The organism is Rhizobium sp. AG855 (genome assembly GCF_003610655.1).
GTDB lineage: Bacteria > Pseudomonadota > Alphaproteobacteria > Rhizobiales > Rhizobiaceae > Allorhizobium > Allorhizobium wuzhouense.
Genome location: NZ_RAQG01000005.1, coordinates 367774 through 388505, shown reverse-complemented (window position 1 = coordinate 388505; position 20732 = coordinate 367774). Strand labels below are relative to the sequence as shown.

The window sequence follows — 20732 nt, the reverse complement described above, 5'->3', positions numbered from 1 at the left end:
GCCGATAAGGCCTTTGCCGCGCTTAAGCAACCGCTCTCGCCAGCGCGCACTTCGACCAGAGCGAACAGAGTGCTTCGGCAAGATGCCCGATATCGGCATCGGTGTGCAGCGGCGTCGGGGTGATCCGCAGACGCTCCTTCCCGACGGCAACCGTCGGATAGTTGATCGGCTGCACATAGATGCCGAAATCATCGAGCAGCACGTCCGAAATCCACTTGCACTTCGCCGCATTGCCGACCATCACAGGCACGATGTGGCTGGGATTGTGCATATGCGGAATACCTCGGACATCCAGCGCCCGCCGCACCTTGGCAACAGTTGCCTGATGCATATGGCGTTCAAAACTGCTTTCCTTCAGGTGGCGGATCGACGCAGTTGCACCGGCTGCCAATGCCGGCGGGATGGCGGTGGTGAAGATAAAGCCAGATGCAAAAGAGCGGACGAAGTCGATCAGAACAGCCGGGCCGGTGATATAGCCGCCCATGACGCCAAAGGCTTTGCCCAGAGTGCCCTCGATGACGGTCAATCGGTCCATCAGCCCCTCGCGTTCGGCAACCCCGCCACCGCGGGGCCCGTACATGCCAACCGCATGCACTTCGTCGAGATAGGTTATGGCGCCGAACTGGTCGGCAACGTCGCAGATCTCCTTGATCGGCGAGATGTCGCCATCCATCGAATAGACGCTTTCGAAGGCGACGAGCTTTGGGGCTGCCGGATCATCCGCTGCCATCAATTCGCGCAAATGCTTGTAGTCGTTATGACGGAACTGGCGCTTGATGCAGCGCGAATGGCGAATGCCCTCGATCATCGAGGCATGATTGAGCGAGTCCGAATAGCAGATGATGCCCGGGATCTTGGCAAGCAGCGTCCCGAGCGCTGCCCAGTTTGACACATAGCCCGAGGTGAAGATCAGCGCGCCTTCCTTGCCATGCAGATCGGCGAGCTCGCGCTCAAGCAGGACATGATAGTGATTGGTCCCGGAAATGTTGCGCGTGCCACCCGCACCCGCACCGCACTTGCGCACGACCTCAATCATGCGTTCGGTCACGAGCGGATTCTGCCCCATGCCGAGATAATCGTTCGAACACCAGACGGTGACATCGCGCGCCGTCCCGTCACCGTTGTGGAACGAAGCTTTCGGAAAGGCCGAGCAGTGACGCTCCAGATCCGCAAACACGCGGTAATTGCCGGCGGTGTGCAGGCCGGCGAGCGCCTCTTCCATGTGCTGAAAAACAGTCATCAGTCTTTCCTCTTCCCGATCGTGTCTTGTGCAATTGTCGTCCAGGAGTTGTGCGGCGCGGACACAGGCCCACCCTCCTTGAGTGCGGAGGCGCCATCCGCCGCAGGGCGAATGGCAAGATTGCCCCGATCATGCCGCGCCATCGCCCAGCGCCAGAGCGCCGTATCGGAAACGGGAAGCACGAGAACGAGATGTTCGACGATGGCGAGCGCCATGAAGGTTGCGAGCAGCGTGTGGCCGACAACCGAATGTGCCTGGGTCGCCCTGTTGGCACCGACGACCAGCACGGCAAAGAGGCCCGCGGCAATCGCCAGGAAGATCGGAAACAGAGGCGTCATCCGGTCAGTCTTGAAATAGCTCTTCAGATGCCGAATGCCCTTCGGCATCAACTCGCTGACCGCATGGGGCGCACCGAGGAAGATCACCAGCTTGGCGGAAATCCGCATGCCCCAGAGCAGGCCGAAAGCGGCAAGGCCAAAGAGATTGGCGGAACCGTCGAGCACGAGCCACAGCGCGATCGCCGTCACCAGAATGGCAATCTCGTGATCGCTGACGGCCTCCCAGGCAGCTCGAAAACGGCTGAAACCAGTCAAGCCCGGCGGGCACTCGCCTGTTCGCCGTCCTGTCAGTATCCCTGTCAGGAAGGCTGCCTCGTGCCAGGCCCACACGAGGAGGGCACCGAAGAACCCGACATAGGAGCCGAGCACCGTTGGTTCCCGTGCGCCCCAGAGCATGAGAATGAAGCCGAAGACCCCGACGATCGTCATCAGCGCCATCAGTGTCAGCCCCCTGCCCCGCGGCCCGTCGGAACGATTGACCATGGCAAGCACCAGCCCGGTCGAAAGCCACCATACCGAGATGGCGACCAAAACGACGGCGAGCGGGTGCGTGAGGGTCATCGCAATCTCCTCACCAGACCGGCTGCAGGCGCGAGGTGGCGGGGATGGTGTTCGACTTCGTCGGGATCGCATACATCCTGACGAAATTGACGGCAGCAGCAGCCGACCAGAAGCCCTTGGCGATCTTGCCCGAAAGGCCACCCTTTTCATTGGCCGCCATGACCTTGCGATTGATCCGCTCCATCCGGCGGAAGCCTTCATGCAGAGCCGGATTGTCGAGATCGAGCACCAGTGGAAAGCACTGGCGCGAGATCTCGCTCGTCAGCCGGAAGACCTTCATGTCGTAATCGTCGATGTCGACGCCGAGCCCCTTGTGAAAGGCCGGCCGCATATGATCGCGCACATACATGGTGGCAAAGACGGCGAGCAGGAAGAACTTGATCCAGTACTTGTTGATGCCTTCCATCAGCCGCTTGTCGGAGCGGATGATCAGCGAGAAGGCCTCGCCATGGGAGAACTCGTCATTGCACCATTCGCGGAACCACTTGAAGATCGGGTGGAAGCGCTTATCCGGATGCTTTTCGAGGTGCCGGAAGATGGTGATGTAGCGGGCATAGCCGATCTTCTCGGAGAGATAGGTGGCATAATAGATGAATTTCGGCTTGAAGAAGGTGTATTTCTTCGCCTTTGCAAGGAAGCCCATGTTCACGCCGATGCCAAAATCCTTCAGAGCATCGTTGATGAAGCCGGCATGGCGGGACTCGTCCCGGCTCATGTAACCGAACAGCTCGCAAATCTCCTGGTTCTTTCCCCGCCGCTTCATCTCCTTGTAGAGCACGCAGCCCGAGAACTCGGAGGTGAGTGAGGACACGAGAAAATCGATGAATTCTTCACGCAGGTCATCCGGCAGGGCATCGATATCGATGTCGTCCCACTGTTCGTTGCGCTTGAAGTGGCCGCGGTTCGGGTCGCTCTTCATCTGCGCGATCAAGGCATCCCATTCGGCCCTGACAGGCTCGACATTGATCTTGTCCATCTCGTCGAAGTCGGTGGTGTAGAAGCGCGGCGTCAGCATGGTCGAGACGAGCGCACTGCGGGTCGTGTCATTGACCCCGGCCATGCGTTCCTCGACGGTCGGCTCGTGATCGGAGAGATCAGCAGGCGAAACGTGGTTGTTCATGACAGTGCCCTCTCGGTGAAGCTGAATTCGCACAATTCCATCATGTCGAGATCGCCGGTGGCCCGGATCCATGCCCGTTCCAAGGAGCCCGCACGCGTGATCGTCGCCTTGCGGCGGAAGTTCTGGCTGGACCCGTAGGGAATCTGGACAGGCGCGCCGTGCACCAGCACCTCGTCACCGGGATGCACCACGATACCGTTGTCGAACCTCAAATGCGCACCAAGCGCCTCGAAGGTGTTGTTGATCTCGACGGTACAATCGACCGTCTCCTTCCGTCGCATCAAGGCAAAGACCGGGTTCATTGGTTTTCTCCTCCCTGTGAGCCCAGAAGGGCTTCGAATGCGGCCACGTTGTCGGGGCCGAAGGCATCGAGATAGATCCGTTCGCCGGTGCCCGTATCGGACAGGCTGACCGCACCGGCCTCCCACTTGATCAGCCGATAAGGCGTGTCGAACGGCACCTTGGCCACCTGACGCATGCGCTCGAAGGCGCGAAGCGAGCCGCGGACGAATCCACCGGCCTGGGGGCCAAAGCTTGCAATTTGCTGACCTGTTTGAAGGTCTGTAACGACAACAAAGTCAGACATGCTCCGCGTGATCATGACATCCCGCATGGCGACCGGCGCACCCAGCTGCTGCTTGACCAGCCCGAGCCCGGTCGTCTGACCAAACACGATAGCCCCCGCCGTGAAGGCGAGAAGACCGATGAGGCCGAAAAACAACCCGCGCGGCAGGCGGTTTGTTGCCTTGCCCTTGCGGTCCGCCCAGTAGCCGAGATGCGAGGCCGATCCCATGTTGCGCTCCTATTCCGCCGCAACGACGGACGGCGGCAAGGCGCCGGTCGCCGTGTCCTGGACGATGATGCGCGGCTGTTCGGCGCGAGCGCCGCGATACTGGCCAATCGCTGCCGACAGCACGCTCGCGACCTTCTCCGCGTCCGGCAGGTAGATCAGGCTCGGTTCCGGCCTGGAGAAACGAAAGCCACGCACATGCGGCCACTGGATCAACCAGGAGATCCGCTGTTCCGGCAGAAGGCCGATGGCAATCATCCCAGTCTTCCCACCGATCCGGGCAAAGGCCACGCTGTTGATCTGGCGGAAGGGCAGATTGAGCGTCATCGAGATGGCGACGCCAAAACGCATGACGATGCGCTCCGTGGTGATGGTGTAGAGCGTGGTCTTTTCGACAGCCCAGGCGAAAAGCTCGACCATTCCGATCAGGACGCCGGACAAGGCGGTGAGGACCGCGACCGAAAAGAGGATGCCGCCCGCAGGCTGACCATCGTTCACACCGGCGATCACCGCCCAGCCGGCGAGGATCAGGAAGTAGCCAACGATCCAGCGGACCTTCAGAAGGTGGCGGGCAACGAGGGCCGAAGACGGCCGCCCCTGCCAGAGGATAACCTCGCCAGCCGGCGGCACGCCGGGAAGCCCCGGCAGCGGCTCGATTTCGTGTTCTTTGATGACGAACTGGCTCACAGCAGCGGCTCCTGACGCAGGCGATCCGCATAAAGGAGACCAGCGCCGAAATAAGCGGCGATCTTGTCTTCCTCAAGCAGAGTCACGAGTTCGGGGCGGTTCGTTGCCGGCACATCGGCGAACTGCGCTGCAGTGATGGCATGCACATAGAGAGACCGGACATTGCCGCGGCCGGTCTGGAAAACGACGAAGTTGTTGGGCAGAAGCACAGTCCTGCCACCGGCGCCTAGCTCTACTTCGTAATAGCGGATGAGATGTTCGGCACGATCTATCCAGACGTCTTTAACGGTGCCGGCAACCTCACGATCGCAGCCGAGCACGGCGAGGCCACGCGGATCAACGGCCCCTTCAGCAAGCCCGAAGCCTTCGGCCACACGCATCGGCACGATACGGGCATCGCCGTGGGCCGTGACATCAGGTTTGTCGGAACGCTCCGCCCAGGAACCGGGGCCTATGCCTGCGAGAAGCGGATTGCCGACCGGCTCGGATGGATAGCCGGGAGCCGGAGCGATGCGGCGGCTGGCGAAAGTGCGGGTGTCACGCTTCAGATCGGGCACCTGCTTGATGCCCTGACCATGCGGCAACACGAAGGTCTTCTTCGGCGGCACGAAGAGCCAGGGGCTCTTGTTGTAGCGACCCGAGACATCCTCTTCGAGCGGATAACCCTCACGACGGTCCTCCTGGCGCAGATACCAGATCAGCCCCGCGAAGAAGATCCAGAACGCGTAGAGCACCACTTGTGCGACATCGATATTCCCAACCAGCGACCCGGTCATATCAGACCCTCCAGTGTAGAGCGTAACCGCCGGCCATCAGCCGGGCAGTTCCGCCAATCCAAAACGCATGTCCTGTAGATAGTCCCTCTGATAGCGCCGGCCGGTGAGCGGACCCAAGACAGCCAGGCACAGGAAGAGGAGAATGATTTCAAAGCTGTAGACGACAACGTAACCCGCCGCCGGGGTCATCATGGCTTCCCCCAGGGAGCCGTTCACGGCGAACGCATTGATCGTGTTTTTGATGACACCGCCGGCCAGCATGGCCGCCCCGATCGCGGTCGCCTGCACGGCACCCCAGGCACCGACGACAAGGCCGCTGTCGGAGCGTTCGGTAATGCCCATCGCGGCCAGCATGGTGCCGACCGCGAACAGACCGCCGCCCAGACCGATGCCGAAGGCGCCGAGATGGAAGAGTGCATTGATTTGTAGGGGCTCCGCAAAGATGACGGCGGAGAAGGCACAGATCCCGATCAGCAGGCCACGCGCAGCGATCCGATACATCTGCGCGCCATGCTGCAGGCTATGAGCCGCCCAAGCGAAGCCGATCATCGTGCCGAAGGCCCAAAGCCCGGTCAGACGCGTGGTCTCACCGACGGACAGCCCCAGAATTTCGCCGCCATAAGGTTCAAGCAGGATATCCTGCATGGAAAAGGCGGCCGATCCGATGGCGACCGCCAACAGCAGCCGCATCACACCGGGGGAACTGCGGTAATCATCAAGCGCATCGAAGAAGCTCGAAAGGTCCCGGTCGACAGCCGTACGGCGCACGTCGCGCGGCTCCTGCTTCCAGATCGCGATGACATTGATGACGATGGTCAAAAGCGCCGTGCCCTGGATGACCTGGATCAGAAGCTTCGGCGAGAAATCGACGAGGAAGATGCTGTAGAAGCTGGAAGCGCCGATCATGCCAGCCAAAAGCATGAAATAGAGAAGCGCCACGACCCTCGGGCGTTTTTCTTCCGGCACAAGATCGCTGGCGAGCGCCAGCCCTGCCGTCTGCGACATATGCATGCCGAAGCCGGTGAGAATGAAGGCAAGGCTTGCACCGGCAGCCCCCGCCCATTCAGGCCCGACGGTCTGCGACTGCAGGAGAAGCAGCGCAAACGGCATGATCGCGAGGCCGCCGAACTGCAGCAGGCTGCCGAGCCAGACATAGGGAACACGCCGCCAGCCCAGCACGGATTTGTAGGTGTCGGACCGGAAACCGAAGAGCAGCCGAAGCGGAGCGACGAGAACCGGAATGGCGACCACCGCCGAGACAAGCGCGACGGAAACGCCGAGTTCGACGATCAGAACACGGTTCAGCGTGCCGGTCAGGAGAACAAGCACGCATCCGGCAGAGACCTGGAACAGCGCCAACCGCAACAACCGCGACAAGGGCATTTCAGCGGTTGCCGCATCCGCAAACGGCATGAATCTCGTTCCGACCCTCTGCCAGAACGCGATCATCTTGCGGTTGGCGGCAGCGATCGTCATGACCGGATCACCTCCATGGCCTGCGATGTGTAGAAACCGACGGCGACCTTGTGGCTGCGGCCGGACTGCCAGTGGGAAAACTCGGGATGATGCAGCATCTCGGCGACCAGGCGTGACGGATCGACCGGATAGATCGCCGGTGCGCGATTGCCGCGCGGGAAAACCTTGCCCGCAGCCAGCATGGCCCGCAGCAGGCGGGATCCAGGCGCCAGCGTGAAGATCATCTGCCGCGAGGTGCGCTCGGCCAGGGTGTGAAGCACGCGAACGGCGTCTGCCGGGCGGTAATGGATCAGCACATCCATTGCGACCACCGCATCGAAGCGACCGTGACGCGGATCGAGCATATCGCCGCTGTGGAAGGTGACCGAACCCTTGAAACGACCATGGGAGGCTTCGAGCTCATGCGCACGCTGGCGGGCATGGGCAATCATCTGGGCCGAGAGATCGATGCCGACGACGTCTGCGCCGCGTGCAATCAGCTCGAAGGAGAGAACGCCGGAGCCGCAGCCTGCATCGAGAATCCGCCAGCCAGTGAGATCCGCCGGAAGCCAGGAGGCGAGCGTGCCGCGCATATCCTCACGGCCCTTGCGGACCGTCGCGCGAATGCCGCTCACCGGCTGGTCACCAGTCAGACGCTTCCAGGCATCGAGCGCGGTGCGATCGAAGTAGTGCTCGATTTCCCCGGTGCGTCTGATGTAGTCGGCCTGGCTCATGACAACCTCACTCGAAGCCGAGAAATTCGAAAATTTCCCGGTCCTTCATCGGTTCGGCTTCAAGTGCTGGCGTGCCCGCCCAGAGCCGCTCGGCAAGCTGCATATATTCCTGCTGGATGCCGAGGATCTCTGGGCTGTCACCCATTTCGAACAGCGTGCTCTTCTTCAGGCGGCTGAGGCGCACGTGATCACTGTCAGGGACGTGAGCGAGTCGCTTGAGGCCGATCGCTTCATTGTAGCGATCGATCTGGTCCGTCTCGCGCGACCGGTTGGCGATCACGCCGCCCAGCCTGACGTCGTAGTTCTTCGACTTGGCCTTGATGGCGGCCACAATGCGGTTCATCGCGAAGATGGAATCGAAGTCGTTGGCGGCGACGATGACCGCGCGTTCGGCATGCTGCAGCGGCGAGGCAAAGCCGCCGCAGACCACGTCGCCGAGCACGTCGAAGATGACCACATCGGTGTCGTCGAGCAGGTGATGCTCCTTGAGCAGCTTCACCGTCTGGCCGACGACATAACCGCCGCAGCCGGTCCCGGCCGGCGGACCACCGGCTTCGATGCACTGCACGCCGTTATAGCCCTCGACCATATAGTCTTCCGGACGAAGTTCCTCGGAATGGAAATCGACCTTTTCCAGCACGTCGATGACGGTCGGGATCAGGCTCTTGGTCAGCGTGAAGGTGGAATCATGCTTCGGGTCACAGCCGATCTGCAGCACGCGCTTGCCGAGCATGGAGAAGGCAACCGAGAGGTTCGACGAGGTCGTCGATTTGCCGATCCCGCCCTTGCCGTAGACCGCAAAGACCTTGGCACCGTCGATTTCCATCGTCGGGTCGAGATGGACCTGCACGCTGCCTTCGCCATCCGAGCGTTCCCGGAGCTTCTCGGCAATGCGGGCCTCGCGTTCGGCGATCTTGCCATGGGTGTAGATGTTCATTGGGCAGCCTCCCTGACCAGCCCCTCGAGACGGTCTTCCAATTCCTCACCGGCCTGTTTCAGGGCGGCCAGCGTTTCGGCATCCGGCTGCCAGTAATTGCGCTCATGCGCCTCGATCAATCGATTGGCGACGCGGGCGGCCGAAGCCGGATTGAGTGTGGAAATCCGCTCACGCATGGCGTCATCAAGCACGAAGGTTTCGGTGATCTGCTGGTAGACCCAGGGGTCGACGCCGCCGGTCGTTGCCGACCAGCCGAGCGTGTTGGTGACCTGCGCCTCGATATGGCGCACGCCCTCATAGCCATGCTTCAGCATGCCTTCGAACCATTTCGGGTTCAGCGTGCGGGTGCGGGTTTCGAGCGCCACCTGTTCGCCGAGCGTGCGCACACGGCCCTCGCCCTGCGTCTGGTCGGAGATGAAGACCGGAAGCGTAATGCCGCCCTTGGCCTTCGAGACCGCCTTGCTCAGCCCACCAAGCGTATCGAAGTAGTGCTCGATCGTGGTGATGCCGATTTCGACAGAATCGAGGTTCTGATAGGCCATGTCGACATGTTCCAGCACACTGTCGAGCACATCGGCCTGATGGCTCGTCTTGCCCTTGTGATTGATCGCGAAGCTCTTCCTGTTGCTGTAGGTCTGCGCGATTTCCTCGTCGTCATCCCAGGCGGACGACGAGATCAGCATGTTGACATTGGCGCCATAGGCCCCGTCGGCATTGGAAAAAACCCGGTAGGCTGCCGCTTCGAGATCGCAGCCATGGCCCGCGCAATAGGAAAGCGCGTGCTTACGGATGAAATTCATCTCAACCGGCTCGTCCGCCGTCGCAGCCAGATAGCTTGCCTCGGCCAGCATGCTCGCCTGGATCGGCAGAAGATCGCGGAAGATGCCCGAGAGTGTCATGACCGCATCGATGCGCGGACGCTTCAGCTCCTCGAGCGGGATCAGGGTGGCACCGCAGACGCGGTTATAGGCATCGAGCCTTGGCCTTGCACCCATCAGCGCCATGGCCTGGGCAAGCGGCGCCCCGCCCGTCTTCAGATTGTCCGTGCCCCAGAGCACGACGGCGACCGTCTCCGGCAGGCGACCATCAGCCTGCATGTACCGCTCAAGGACGCGTGCTGCCTGGCGCTCACCATCCTGAACGGCGAAGGCGCTCGGAATGCCGAAGGGATCGAAACCATGGATGTTGCGACCAGTTGGCAGCATCTCCGGCGTGCGGATCAGATCACCGGAGGGTGACGGCGGCACGTAGCGGGCATCAAGCGCCCGGATAAGGCCGTCGAGTTCGCGGTTCGTCACGAGCTCCGAATTCATCGCCTTCAGGCGCGCGATGCTTTCTTTCAGATCCGGCGAACCGGCATTTTCAGATTGCGCAACCGCCAATTCGTCGCCAGCCGCAATGGCCAGCAGAAGCGCTTGCCGATCGGCATGGCCGACGATGGCCGGCATACCGGCACTGACATGCTCCAGCATGTCGAGCCGCTCCTCATGTCCCATGCCGCGACCGGCAACATGCAGACCATGCGGGATCAGCGCATATTCAAGCTCGGCCATTTCCGCGACCAGGGACTGGATGACCTCGCCTTCCGTCTGGACGAGACTGTCACGACCAAGTTCGAGTTGGGCTGCCTGCACCTGGATGAGTTCGAACAAGCGCTCGCGCTCGACCAGTGCATCAGGGGCGGCCTGTCTGTAGCGGTCAAGGCTAGCCTTGAGTTCGCTCAGGCCCTTGTAGAGACCGGCATGGGTGATCGGCGGCGTGAGATAGGAGATGAGTGTCGCAGCCGAACGGCGCTTGGCAATCGATCCTTCCGACGGATTGTTGGCCGCATAGAGATAGAAATTCGGCAGTGCGCCCAGCAGGCGGTCCGGCCAGCAGCTTGCCGACAGACCGACCTGCTTGCCCGGCATGAATTCAAGCGCACCATGGGTGCCGAAATGCAGGACGGCATCCGCTTTCCAGGTTTCGCGCAGATAGCGATAGAAGGCAGCAAAGGCATGGTTCGGGGCAAAGCCGCCCTCGAAGAGCAGCCGCATCGGATCGCCTTCGTAGCCGAAGGGTGGCTGAATGGCGACGAGCAGCTTGCCGAACTGGCGGCCGAGAACGAAGAGACCACGACCATTGCTCAAAACACGTCCAGGGGCCGGGCCCCAGTGTGCCTCGATGTCGGCGAGATGCCGCTCGCCACGCACATGCTCATCGGCAGAGATAACGGTGTGAACATTGGCTTCGGCGCCGTAAAGCGCGGCATTGCCTTCGAGGATCGCCAACCGCAAAGCTTCGGCATCCTCGGGCACGTCAACATCGTAGCCCTCGGTTTTCAGCCGGGCCATGGTTTCGAACAGGCTCTCGAAAACTGAAAGGAAGGCGGCGGTGCCGATGCTGCCGCTGTTCGGCGGGAAGTTGAAGATCGTGACAGCAAGGCGCCGTTCGGCGCGGGCTGCACGGCGCAGATCGACCATCGCAGCCAGCCGGTCGGCCAACAACGCCACCCGCTCGTCGTCAGGCTGCATGCAGGCGCGACCCGAGGGGCAGGCATTGAGCTGGCGCGAGCAGATGCAGGCCTTGGCCTTGGCCGCACCATCGGAGCGACCGCCGAAGACCATCGAGCCGATCGCACCATCGAGTTCCGGGATCGCCACCATCAACGTCGTTTCGATCGGCGTCAGCCCTTGGCTCGACTGAACCCAAGCTTCGCGCGTCTGGAATTCAGTGACGAAGGCCGAGAAATAGGGAACGTCCAGTCTTTCCAACAGCGCGGCCGCAGCCTCAGCATCGCTATAGGCAGGACCACCGACCAATGAGAACCCGGTCAAAGAGCAAAGGGCATCGATCTTCACACCGGCTGCGCCGCCGGTCATGTAACGCTCGATCGCGCCGCGCATGTCGAGTCCGCTGCAGAAGACGGGCACGACGTTGAAGCCACGCATCTCCAGCTCGCGAATGACCCGGTCGTAATGACCTGTATCGCCGGAGAGAATGTAGGTCCGCATCAGCAGAAGACCGATCGTTCCACGCGCTCCGGGCTTGAACGGCATAGCGGACAGCTGGGTCGTGACACGCGGCTTCAGACCCGGATGATAGAGACCCATATCCGGATGTTCGACGGGATCGCCCACGGTCACCCGGCCCTGAAGCCCCTTGCGCTCGCCCTTGGCATATTTGCCGACCAGCAGGCGCACCATGTTGGCGATGTTCTCGTCCGAGGCCGCGATGCGGTATTGCAGCGTCAGGAAGTAGTTGCGCACATCCTGCGCCGTGCCGGGAATGAAGCGCAGGAGCTGCGGCAGACGACGCAACATGGCAAGCTGGCGCTCGCCGGCCGTGCGGCCGCTATCCTTGCCGCCACGCGAGCTCTTGCCGCGAAGCTTCTTCAGGAGCGCCAGCGGCCCCTTCTGCTCTTCGCTCATCTTGAAGCGGCCCATGGTCGTGTATTTCATGATCGTGCCGGCGGACATGCAGCAGACCATGGCGTCACATTCGCGATGCCGGGCTTCCACGACGTCGGCGATGGCGCGCACATGCTCTTCGACGAAGATCATCGAGATGATGATGATGTCGCCGGCAAGGATCGCCGACCTGCAAGCGTCGAGGCTCGCGGGATTGTCGTTCCAGTCAGTCGCCGCATGCACGGAAAGCGTCAGTCCCGGCAGATCGCGCGAAAGGCTGCGACGGGCGTCATCGACCGCTGCCACGATGTGGTTGTCGAGGGTTACCAACACCACCCGGACCGGGGTGCTGTCAGCGGGCGAAATGGGCTTTCGCGTCATACAGCGTCTCCACGGTGATCGGGCGGATACCCTTGCGGGTGGCGAAAAGTTCGGTATTGCGGCGTGCCTTGCCGCGCACGAAGAAGGGAACCTTCTTGAGCTCGCGCTCGGCATCAGGTGTCCAGACGGCATCCTCTGATGGCGCCTGGGCCATCAGCATGGTCCCGCCGTCAGCCTCTCCTGCAGCGTCAGCGGAAGCGGGAGAATGGCCATGCAGATGCGAGGCCTGGGCCTGGTCGTTGAACTCGAAGTCGTCGCGGAACATCTGCAGAAGGTGCTCTTCGAGCCCCATCATCAGCGGATGGACCCAGCTGTCGAAGATCACGTTCGCACCTTCGAAGCCCATCTGCGGCGAGTAACGGGCCGGGAAATCCTGGACATGCACGGGGGCCGAAATGACGGCGCAGGGAACCCGCAGCCGCTTGGCGATGTGACGCTCCATCTGCGTTCCCAGCACCAGCTCGGGCCGGGCGTCGATGATCGCCTGCTCGACGTCGAGATGGTCGTCAGAAATCAAGGCCTCGACGCCGAACTCTTCCGCAGCTTCCCGCACTTCGCGGGCAAATTCGCGCATATAGGTGCCGAGACCGCAGACCTTGAAGCCCAGCTCTCGGGCCGCAATGCGGGCCGCAGCAATCGCATGGGTCGCATCGCCGAAGACGAAGACGCGCTTGTTGGTGAGGTAATTGCTGTCGATGGAGCGTGAATACCAGGTGGCGCGATCCTCTGCTTCACCGACGGGCTCGTCATTCGAAAGACCGGCCAGCGCCCGGACTTCCGCAAGGAAGGTGCGGGTCGCGCCGATGCCGATCGGAACGGTCGAGACAAAAGGCATGCCGAAGGTCTTCTTCAGATAGCGCGCGACACTCTCGCCGATCTCGGGATAAAGCACGATGTTGAAGGCGGCTTCCGGCAGCTTCGCGAGATCGGCAACGGTTGCACCGAGCGGTGCGACAACGCGCACGTCAATGCCATTGGCGGAAAGCAGCCGGCAGATTTCAGTCACGTCGTCACGGTTGCGGAAACCAAGGGCGGAAGGACCGAGGATGTTGCAGCAGTTCGGGGCGATCTCAGTGGGATGCTCGCGACCGCCGGCAAAGCTGCGCACCAGACGATAAAAGGTCTCAGCAGCGCCCCAGGCTTCCTTCTTCTGGTAGGACGGAAGCTCCAGAGGCACCACGGGAATGCCAACATCCAGCGTACGCGCCAAACCCGCATGATCATCCTGCAGAAGTTCTGCGGTGCACGACGCACCCACCAGAAGCGCATCCGGCTGGAAGCGCTCGACCGCATCGCGGCAGGCCGACTTGAACACATCAGCCGTGGAGCCTGCGAGATCGCGCGCCTGGAAGGTCGTGTAGGTCACCGGCGGGCGCGACGGGCGTCGCTCGATCATGGTGAAGAGCAGATCGGCATAGGTGTCGCCCTGCGGCGCATGCAGAACATAGTGCACGCCCTTCATCGAAGCGGCGATCCGCATGGCACCCACATGCGGCGGTCCTTCATAGGTCCACATGGTGAGTTTCATGATGCGACCCTCCGGCTGCCGGAGCGGTCGCCCGCGATCATCGCCTTGCGCGTCAGCGGACGGGCAAAGAGTTCGGCGAGATCGCCGGCCTGCTCGTAACCCTGGATCGGGGTGAAGGCGAATTCGATCGACCACTTGGTCACGATGCCCTGAGCCTCGAAGGGATTGGCAAGGCCCATGCCGCAGACAACGAGGTCGGGCTTTGCCGCCCGGCAGCGGTCGATCTGGATCTCGACGTCCTGGCCCTCGGAAATCGAGACTCTCGGCGGCAACATGGCGAGTTCCCCGGCCACGTGCTCGCGGTGCAGATAGGGGCTGCCGACTTCGATGATCTCGGCGTCGAGCTCGCGGCTGAGATAACGGGCAAGCGACGGCTCGAGCTGACTGTCGGGAAAGAGGAAGACCCGCTTGCCCTCAATCGTCGGACGGTAGTGGGCGGTCGCTTCGAGCGCGCGGCGGCGCGGAGCTTCGGTGACGGCGGCAAAACGGGCCGGTGACACCCCAAACGTATCGGCAATCGCCTTCAACCATGCCGTCGTGCCTTCTTCGCCGAGCGGGAAGAGGGCATTGATGCGCGTCGCGCCGAGGCTCTCAAGTGCGGCGGCCGTGGCCCCGAGATAAGGCTGCGCCAGAACGAAGCGCGTATTCGGCCCGATCCTGGGCAGGCGGTCGCTGCTGCGGCCGGGCAGGAAGACGACATCTTCGAGGCCGAGATCATCGAGCAGGCGGGTAAACTGGTCTTCCACGACATCGGCTACCGAGCCGGCAACGACGAGCTTCGCTATCTTGTCGCTGGCACCGTGCACGGCTTGATCGCGCACCAGAGCGGCGAGGAAGTTATCTTCACCCTGGGTAAAAGTCGTCTCGATCCCGCTGCCGGAATAGCAGAGCACACGGGGCTTGGAGCCGTAACGGCGATCAAGGCGCTCTGCCGCACGGTTGAGATCGAACTTGATCACTTCCGACGGACAGGAGCCGACCAGCACCAGCATGCGGATATCAGGACGGCGCTCAAGCAGGCGGGCCACCTCCCGGTCGAGTTCATCATGCATGTCGACCATTCCGGCGAGATCGCGCTCTTCCATGATAGCCGTCGCGAAGCGCGGCTCCGAGAAGATCATGACGCCGGCAGCGGACTGGATGAGATGGGCGCAGGTGCGCGAGCCCACGACCAGGAAGAAGGCATCCTGCACCTTGCGATGCAGCCAGATGATCGAGGTCAGTCCGCAGAAAACCTCGTGCTGGCCACGCTGGCGGATGGTGGCGGAAGGCGTGGCGCAGGAGACGAGTGGCTGGTTCATGAGGTGCTCCCCGAAAGCGAGGAGCCATTGCCGAGCGCCAAGGCCCTGCCGGCCTGGTCGAGCCGGGCCAGGCGCAGCTTCCAGAGAAACTGCCCGGCATTGATGAGGTAGGTCAGATAGGCTGCAAGCGCGAGCGCCATCAATGCGCCGGATGACAGCGCATCCGTGAACAGAGCAAGCAGATACGCCGTATGCAATGCCAGCACGAGGATGGAAAAGACATCTTCCCAGAAGAAAGGCCGGGCAAAGAGGTAGCGGCCGAAGACAACCTTTTCCCAGATCGAACCCGTGACCATGATGGAATAGAGCGTCAGCGTCTTCACCACGATCGAAAACTCAGCCGCGATGAGGCCTTCGCCGGTGGCGAGATACCGCAGGATCAAACCGAGGCTGACAAGAAAAACGAGGAACTGGACGGGAGCGAGGATGCCCTGCACCAGCGTCCAGACAGTTTCGTCGCGTCTGCGGCGTTCGTCCGTCGTGTAGAGGGCGCGGCCAGATGCCGATGGTTTGGGTATGCGCATGGCAGTCCATCCCTTCTCCCATCCCCTCCCAAGGGCAATCGGGATTAACGGAAGACTACGCCCCAGACAATCAAAGTGTCAACTTAGGTTGACGTATATTTTCATTTACAGAAACACAAACTGGGTTCATTCTGTCCTGGCTCGTCTGACGGGATGCCTACCGTCCACGCCTGACGCCGCACAGGTTCGGTTTCGCGGATGAGGGGCTCACGCGGGATGATTGACGGATCACTTCAGGGCGAGAACAACTGGCCAAATGACCCAAAATCGTCGCGTTGCGAGGGCTTGAAGCCGTTCGTAAGGCTTGCCGCGGAGCGCAAGAGAGCATACCTAACCCAAAGTGACGGAGAAAAGCTCCGTCGCCTGATCGAGGGGACGGTGGCTTCGATGACGGCCGAGAAGCTTTCGGCGCGTTACGACCGGGGGCTGGAGCACGATCGCCTTTACGAGAAGGCGCTCGCAGAGTTTCGTTTTCTTATTCTCAATCCCCGTACCCGCCTCGCCTCTCTTCGAGCCTTTCTCGAACACCAATTGCCCCCCGGTCGCCCCTTTTACGTGAAGGTCCTTTTCCTCGAGACGGTTGCTCGCCTCCTGGGCAGGGAGTGGGTGTCGGACGACTGCGATTTCATCGACGTCACGATTGGCAGCGCGCGACTGCAGGAGTTGGCAACATCACTCTCGCTCGAACTGAGCGACGCCGAGCGAGAGGCGCCCTGCGCCCTGATTCTGACGCCATCGGGCGAGCAACACACGCTGATGCCGCACCTGATCGGGTTGCTCTTCGAAAGTCTCGGTTGGGCAAGCCAGGTACTGGACCCGGCGGCGACGAAAACGCCTGCGCTCCGGCGCGCACTTGAAGGTGCCGATATCGCCTGCATCGGTTGGAGCAATATACGCCTGGCGGCCGAATTCAAAAGCCTCGTCCAGGATGTGCGCAAGCTGCGTGGCGAGGCGCGTCTACCCCTCGTTGTCGGAGGCGCCGCAGCCTTGGATTCCGTTGATTTTCTTGTAGGTTTGGGGATTGACTGCATCTGTGACAGCGTTTACTCCGCCGTGAAGATCTGCGACAGTTACTATGAATTGGAAAGAATCAGCCAGCAGGCTCGCGCCGCCGGCCGAACAGCAGTGGTTACACCCAGCGGAATCGATTGGCTCACTCCATGAAGCCACTGAACGGTCATAGCGGTACGGATGGGTTTGCAGTTGCAGACAGCCTGCTGAAGACCCTCGATCTGGATTCGATCGGTTCGCTCGTCAGCCTCGGCGCCGATGTCGTGATGCTGATCGACCACAGCGCCATCATCTCCCAGATCTATCTCGCAGGGAACGATCTGGCAGACTACGGCTTGGCGAAGACCGTCGGAAAACGCCTGCAGGATTGCGTCACGATGGAGTCGGTCCCGAAGATCGACTCCATGCTGTCTGCCGGCAGCCATCACCATCCCGTGCGCGGCTATCAGGTCAACCACAAATGCGCCGGCAAGCCCGATTTGCCGGTCGTCTATTCCGCTTACAACGCCAAGGACTTTCCCTATACGATCGTTGTCGGCCGCGAGTTGCGCCAGCAGATGCATGACCAGCAGCGTCTCGTACAGACGCAATTGGAGCTGGAGGCCGACTACCGCGAGCTGAAGGAAGCCGAAACCCGCTACCGCACGGCCTTCAAGGTCGCGACAGTGGCTTATGTTATGCTCGACGGCGAGCGGCGCACCATTCTGGATGCCAATCCGGCAGCCGCATCGCTGCTATCCACCACGGCCGCTCCCCTTTCCGGGAAATCGATCCGCGACCTGTTCGGAAAACATGAACGGGATCGCCTTGGCGACGCCATCAGTGAAGCCCGCCACAGCCCGAACCCGGTGCATCTGGATGGCATCGGCATTGCCAAGGGGCAGTCGATCTCGCTGACACTGCGTTCCTATCGGGAAAACGGCATCACGAATGTACTGCTCGCGCTCTGGCCATCGGAGCAAGATCTGGAGAGCAAGCGCCAGCGCACGGAAAAGCCGGTCGGCATTGCAGAGATTGGCCTCGCGGACCTGCCGGAAGCGGTGGTGCAGACGGATACGGATGGCGTTGTGCTTGCTGCCAACACCCTGTTTCTCGACCTGATCCACGCCCCGTCGATGACACAGGTTCTTGGCCGCAACGTTGCCTCCTGGTTTACCGGCGCTTCCATCGACGTTCGCGTCCTGTACACGCGGCTGCTTGATGAGCCTTGCGTGCGCGGCTTCACATCAACGCTGACGGACAATCTTTCGGCCGAGAGCGCCGTCAGCATTTCCGCCCGATTGAACCCCACGAATGGTACGGTGCAACTGATCGTCATGCCGCAGGCAACAAGCGCCGAACGCCTGACCATTCCCTCCCCTGGAGTATCCGACCAGGCGGAAGGTTTTTCGGCCCTTGTCGGCAAGGTCCCGCTGAAGGATCTCATTCGGGAATCGCTCGATGTGATCGAAAAGATCTGCATCGAAGCAGCCCTTGACCAGACCAACAACAACCGCGCCTATGCCGCTGAAATTCTCGGCCTGTCGCGTCAGAGCCTCTACATCAAGCTGCGCCGTCACGGCCTTGAAGACTATCGTCCCGGTAGCGGACAAGCGAGCTGAACGACACAGCGACTGTCAATTTAAGTTGACACATTCATGGGTGCGGCATAGCCTTCTCCCATGGCTCAGATCCCATCCCACGTACCGGCAGCATCCTACCCGTCGCCTGCGGCGGTCGTGCAGTTGCTGAAGCCGATCACCTGGTTTCCGCCGATGTGGGCCTATGCCTGCGGCGCCATAGCATCCGGCGCCGGCACGGGTGAAAGGTGGCTCCCGATTGCAACCGGCATCCTTCTCGCCGGTCCCCTGCTCTGCGGCACCAGCCAGGCCGTCAATGACTGGTTCGACCGGCATGTCGATGCCATCAACGAACCGGACCGCGTCATTCCCTCCGGCCGAATGCCGGGGCAATGGGGGCTCGCTGTTGCCATCGCCATGTCAGCATTGTCGCTGGCTGTTGCGGCTCTGCTCGGTCCCCTCGTGTTCATGGCTGCACTCTGCGGGCTTGCGCTGGCCTGGGGTTACAGCGCGCCACCCGTCCGCTTCAAGCAGAATGGCTGGATCGGCAATGGTGTCGTCGGCCTCAGCTACGAAACATTGCCCTGGATCACGGCGGCGAGCGCTGCCCTTGGCCATGCCCCATCCACAATCACCGTCCTCGTCGCCCTTCTTTACGGGCTCGGTGCCCACGGCATTCTCACCCTCAACGACTTCAAGTCGATCAGGGGCGATCGCGAAATGGGTGTCGCAAGCTTGCCGGTGCTGCATGGACCAGACATGGCCGCGCGGATCGCCTGCCTGGTGATGGCAACGACGCAACTGGGGGTGATCCTGCTTTTGGCGCAGCAGGGGCTTTCGACCGGCGCAGCCCTCGTCACCCTTGTTCTTGTGCTGCAGGGTCTCTGCATGCTGCGTTTCCTCAGGGATCCCGAAGGCAAAGCCGTCTGGTATTCGGCTTTCGGTGTCGGGCTCTATGTCAGCGGCATGATGGCCGCAGCAATCGCCTTGCGTGAGTCATCGCTTGCGGCGATGACGGTCGGTTAGGAGAAGCCTCATGGGTCGGATCGCCCTCGATACCGTCGCTCAAAGGCCTTCGATCCCTGGTCTCGGATGGTTCGCCATCGTCAGGCTGGGGCTTGTCCAGGCAGCGCTTGGTTCGATCGTGGTCCTGACAACATCAACGCTCAATCGCGTGATGATTGTAGAACTGGGCCTGGCCGCCGTAATCCCTGGCCTTTTGGTGGGCCTCCACTACGGCGTCCAGATTTCGCGACCGGTCTGGGGCCATAAATCAGATACCGGCCGATCGCGAACGGTGTGGATCATCGGCGGCCTGGCCCTTCTTGCCTGTTCCGGCACTGGAGCTGCGGCAACCACGCTCCTTTTCGAACAGTCCTTTATAGCCGGCATCACCGCTGCCATTTTCGCCTACATCCTGATCGGCATCGGTATCGGCGCCTCCGGCACGTCACTGCTGGCGCTGATCGCCATGAAGACCGCCGTCGAACGACGCGCTGCAGCCGCAACCATCACCTGGATGCTGATGATCGCGGGGATTATCGTCACCTCGATTGTCGTTGGAAAACAACTCGATCCCTATTCGCACGAGCGCCTGATCGCGATCACCGCCGCAACAGGGTTCGTCGCCTGGCTGCTCGGGCTCATCGGTGTTGCCGGCATGGAGGCGCGACCGACGGTCGACTCGCCCGCAACGCAGGCGCCGGCCACGACCTTTCGCGACAGCCTGCAGGATGTACTGGACGATCGCGAGGCCCGGCTTTTTACGTTGTTCATCTTCCTCTCGATGCTGGCCTTTGCCACACAGGATCTCATTCTTGAGCCCTATGCCGGCCTTCTGTTCGGCATGACCCCAGGGGAGACAACCAGCCTCTCCGGCACCCAACATGGCGGCGTTCTCCTTGGCATGATCATGGTCGGGATTTCCGGCGCCCTTTTTGGAAAACGCTATCCGGACCTGCCCCGTCACTTCATCACAACAGGATGTTTCGGCTCTGCGCTTGCGCTGGCAGCCCTGGCCTTTTCGACACAAGTCGCGCCTGATTGGCCGCTCAAGATCAACATCTTCCTTCTCGGCGCAACCAACGGCGCCTTCGCGGTCGCCGCCGTCGGCACAATGATGATCCTGGCCGGTCGTGGGCAAACCGCGAACTACGGTATGCGCATGGGAATCTGGGGCGCAGCACAGGCCATCGCCTTCGGGCTCGGCGGCGTCCTCGGCACAGTCGCCCTCGACCTCGGCCGCTGGCTGACGGCAAGCGATGCGGATGCCTTTGCCTCCGTCTTTTCGATCGAGGCAAGCCTCTTTCTCATCTCGGCGCTCGTTGCGACCCGCATAGGGCGAGAGCGACAGACTGCAACGGACACCGCGCCTGAGACAGCCTTCATGCCCGGAGAATAA

General features: G+C 61.7%; 18 protein-coding genes. 4 read left to right on the top strand and 14 right to left on the bottom strand.

The window, feature by feature from the left end; translation table 11 throughout:
- Window positions 1-22: 22 nt before the first annotated feature.
- The 14 genes from hemA to bchF are packed head-to-tail and all read right to left on the bottom strand — an operon-like array spanning window position 23 to window position 15761.
- Entirely contained in the window at window positions 23-1240 is a 1218-nt protein-coding gene (gene hemA, locus DFO46_RS21020) for a 5-aminolevulinate synthase (RefSeq protein ID WP_110792891.1), read from the bottom strand.
- Window positions 1240-2139, bottom strand: a complete 900-nt coding sequence (gene puhE / locus DFO46_RS21015) for a putative photosynthetic complex assembly protein PuhE (protein ID WP_120278932.1) — start codon at window positions 2137-2139, stop codon at window positions 1240-1242. Before puhE ends, hemA begins: the two co-directional genes overlap by 1 nt.
- 10 nt (window positions 2140-2149) lie before the next feature.
- Complete coding sequence (acsF, locus tag DFO46_RS21010; RefSeq protein WP_120278987.1) at window positions 2150-3199, bottom strand: magnesium-protoporphyrin IX monomethyl ester (oxidative) cyclase; 1050 nt, start codon at window positions 3197-3199, stop codon at window positions 2150-2152.
- 56 nt (window positions 3200-3255) lie between these two features.
- Complete coding sequence (locus DFO46_RS21005) at window positions 3256-3561, bottom strand: hypothetical protein (RefSeq protein WP_120278931.1); 306 nt, start codon at window positions 3559-3561, stop codon at window positions 3256-3258.
- Entirely contained in the window at window positions 3558-4052 is a 495-nt protein-coding gene (puhC, locus tag DFO46_RS21000) for a photosynthetic complex assembly protein PuhC (protein WP_120278930.1), read from the bottom strand. The genes DFO46_RS21005 and puhC overlap by 4 nt, the downstream gene beginning before the upstream one ends.
- Before the next feature lie 9 nt (window positions 4053-4061).
- Window positions 4062-4736: a photosynthetic complex putative assembly protein PuhB gene (gene puhB / locus DFO46_RS20995; protein ID WP_120278929.1), complete on the bottom strand. Its 675-nt coding sequence runs from the start codon at window positions 4734-4736 to the stop codon at window positions 4062-4064.
- On the bottom strand, window positions 4733-5512 hold the full coding sequence (puhA, locus tag DFO46_RS20990) for a photosynthetic reaction center subunit H (protein WP_120278928.1): 780 nt from the start codon (window positions 5510-5512) through the stop codon (window positions 4733-4735). The genes puhB and puhA overlap by 4 nt, the downstream gene beginning before the upstream one ends.
- 36 nt (window positions 5513-5548) lie before the next feature.
- Window positions 5549-6988 carry a BCD family MFS transporter gene (locus DFO46_RS20985; protein ID WP_120278927.1) on the bottom strand — a complete coding sequence of 480 codons (1440 nt, stop codon included), beginning with the start codon at window positions 6986-6988 and terminating at the stop codon, window positions 5549-5551.
- Window positions 6985-7701 (bottom strand): magnesium protoporphyrin IX methyltransferase, encoded by a 717-nt coding sequence (gene bchM, locus DFO46_RS20980; protein WP_120278926.1) that lies wholly within the window; start codon window positions 7699-7701, stop codon window positions 6985-6987. The genes DFO46_RS20985 and bchM overlap by 4 nt, the downstream gene beginning before the upstream one ends.
- Before the next feature lie 7 nt (window positions 7702-7708).
- Window positions 7709-8638: a ferredoxin:protochlorophyllide reductase (ATP-dependent) iron-sulfur ATP-binding protein gene (gene bchL, locus DFO46_RS20975; RefSeq protein WP_120278925.1), complete on the bottom strand. Its 930-nt coding sequence runs from the start codon at window positions 8636-8638 to the stop codon at window positions 7709-7711.
- Window positions 8635-12408: a magnesium chelatase subunit H gene (locus DFO46_RS20970; RefSeq protein WP_120278924.1), complete on the bottom strand. Its 3774-nt coding sequence runs from the start codon at window positions 12406-12408 to the stop codon at window positions 8635-8637. The genes bchL and DFO46_RS20970 overlap by 4 nt, the downstream gene beginning before the upstream one ends.
- Window positions 12380-13936, bottom strand: a complete 1557-nt coding sequence (gene bchB, locus DFO46_RS20965) for a ferredoxin:protochlorophyllide reductase (ATP-dependent) subunit B (protein ID WP_120278923.1) — start codon at window positions 13934-13936, stop codon at window positions 12380-12382. Before bchB ends, DFO46_RS20970 begins: the two co-directional genes overlap by 29 nt.
- Window positions 13933-15237 carry a ferredoxin:protochlorophyllide reductase (ATP-dependent) subunit N gene (locus DFO46_RS20960; RefSeq protein ID WP_120278922.1) on the bottom strand — a complete coding sequence of 435 codons (1305 nt, stop codon included), beginning with the start codon at window positions 15235-15237 and terminating at the stop codon, window positions 13933-13935. Before DFO46_RS20960 ends, bchB begins: the two co-directional genes overlap by 4 nt.
- Complete coding sequence (bchF, locus tag DFO46_RS20955; protein WP_120278921.1) at window positions 15234-15761, bottom strand: 2-vinyl bacteriochlorophyllide hydratase; 528 nt, start codon at window positions 15759-15761, stop codon at window positions 15234-15236. Before bchF ends, DFO46_RS20960 begins: the two co-directional genes overlap by 4 nt.
- A 216-nt stretch (window positions 15762-15977) precedes the next feature.
- On the opposite strand from bchF, the gene DFO46_RS20950 reads away from it, so the two are divergent.
- The 4 genes from DFO46_RS20950 to DFO46_RS20935 are packed head-to-tail and all read left to right on the top strand — an operon-like array spanning window position 15978 to window position 20732.
- A complete protein-coding gene (locus DFO46_RS20950) occupies window positions 15978-16925 on the top strand; it encodes a cobalamin-binding protein (protein ID WP_245422670.1) in 948 nt (315 codons plus the stop codon).
- Complete coding sequence (ppsR, locus tag DFO46_RS20945) at window positions 16922-18373, top strand: transcriptional regulator PpsR (protein WP_120278920.1); 1452 nt, start codon at window positions 16922-16924, stop codon at window positions 18371-18373. The genes DFO46_RS20950 and ppsR overlap by 4 nt, the downstream gene beginning before the upstream one ends.
- 60 nt (window positions 18374-18433) lie before the next feature.
- Complete coding sequence (gene chlG, locus DFO46_RS20940; RefSeq protein WP_120278919.1) at window positions 18434-19357, top strand: chlorophyll synthase ChlG; 924 nt, start codon at window positions 18434-18436, stop codon at window positions 19355-19357.
- Between the two features lie 10 nt (window positions 19358-19367).
- Entirely contained in the window at window positions 19368-20732 is a 1365-nt protein-coding gene (locus DFO46_RS20935; protein ID WP_120278918.1) for a BCD family MFS transporter, read from the top strand.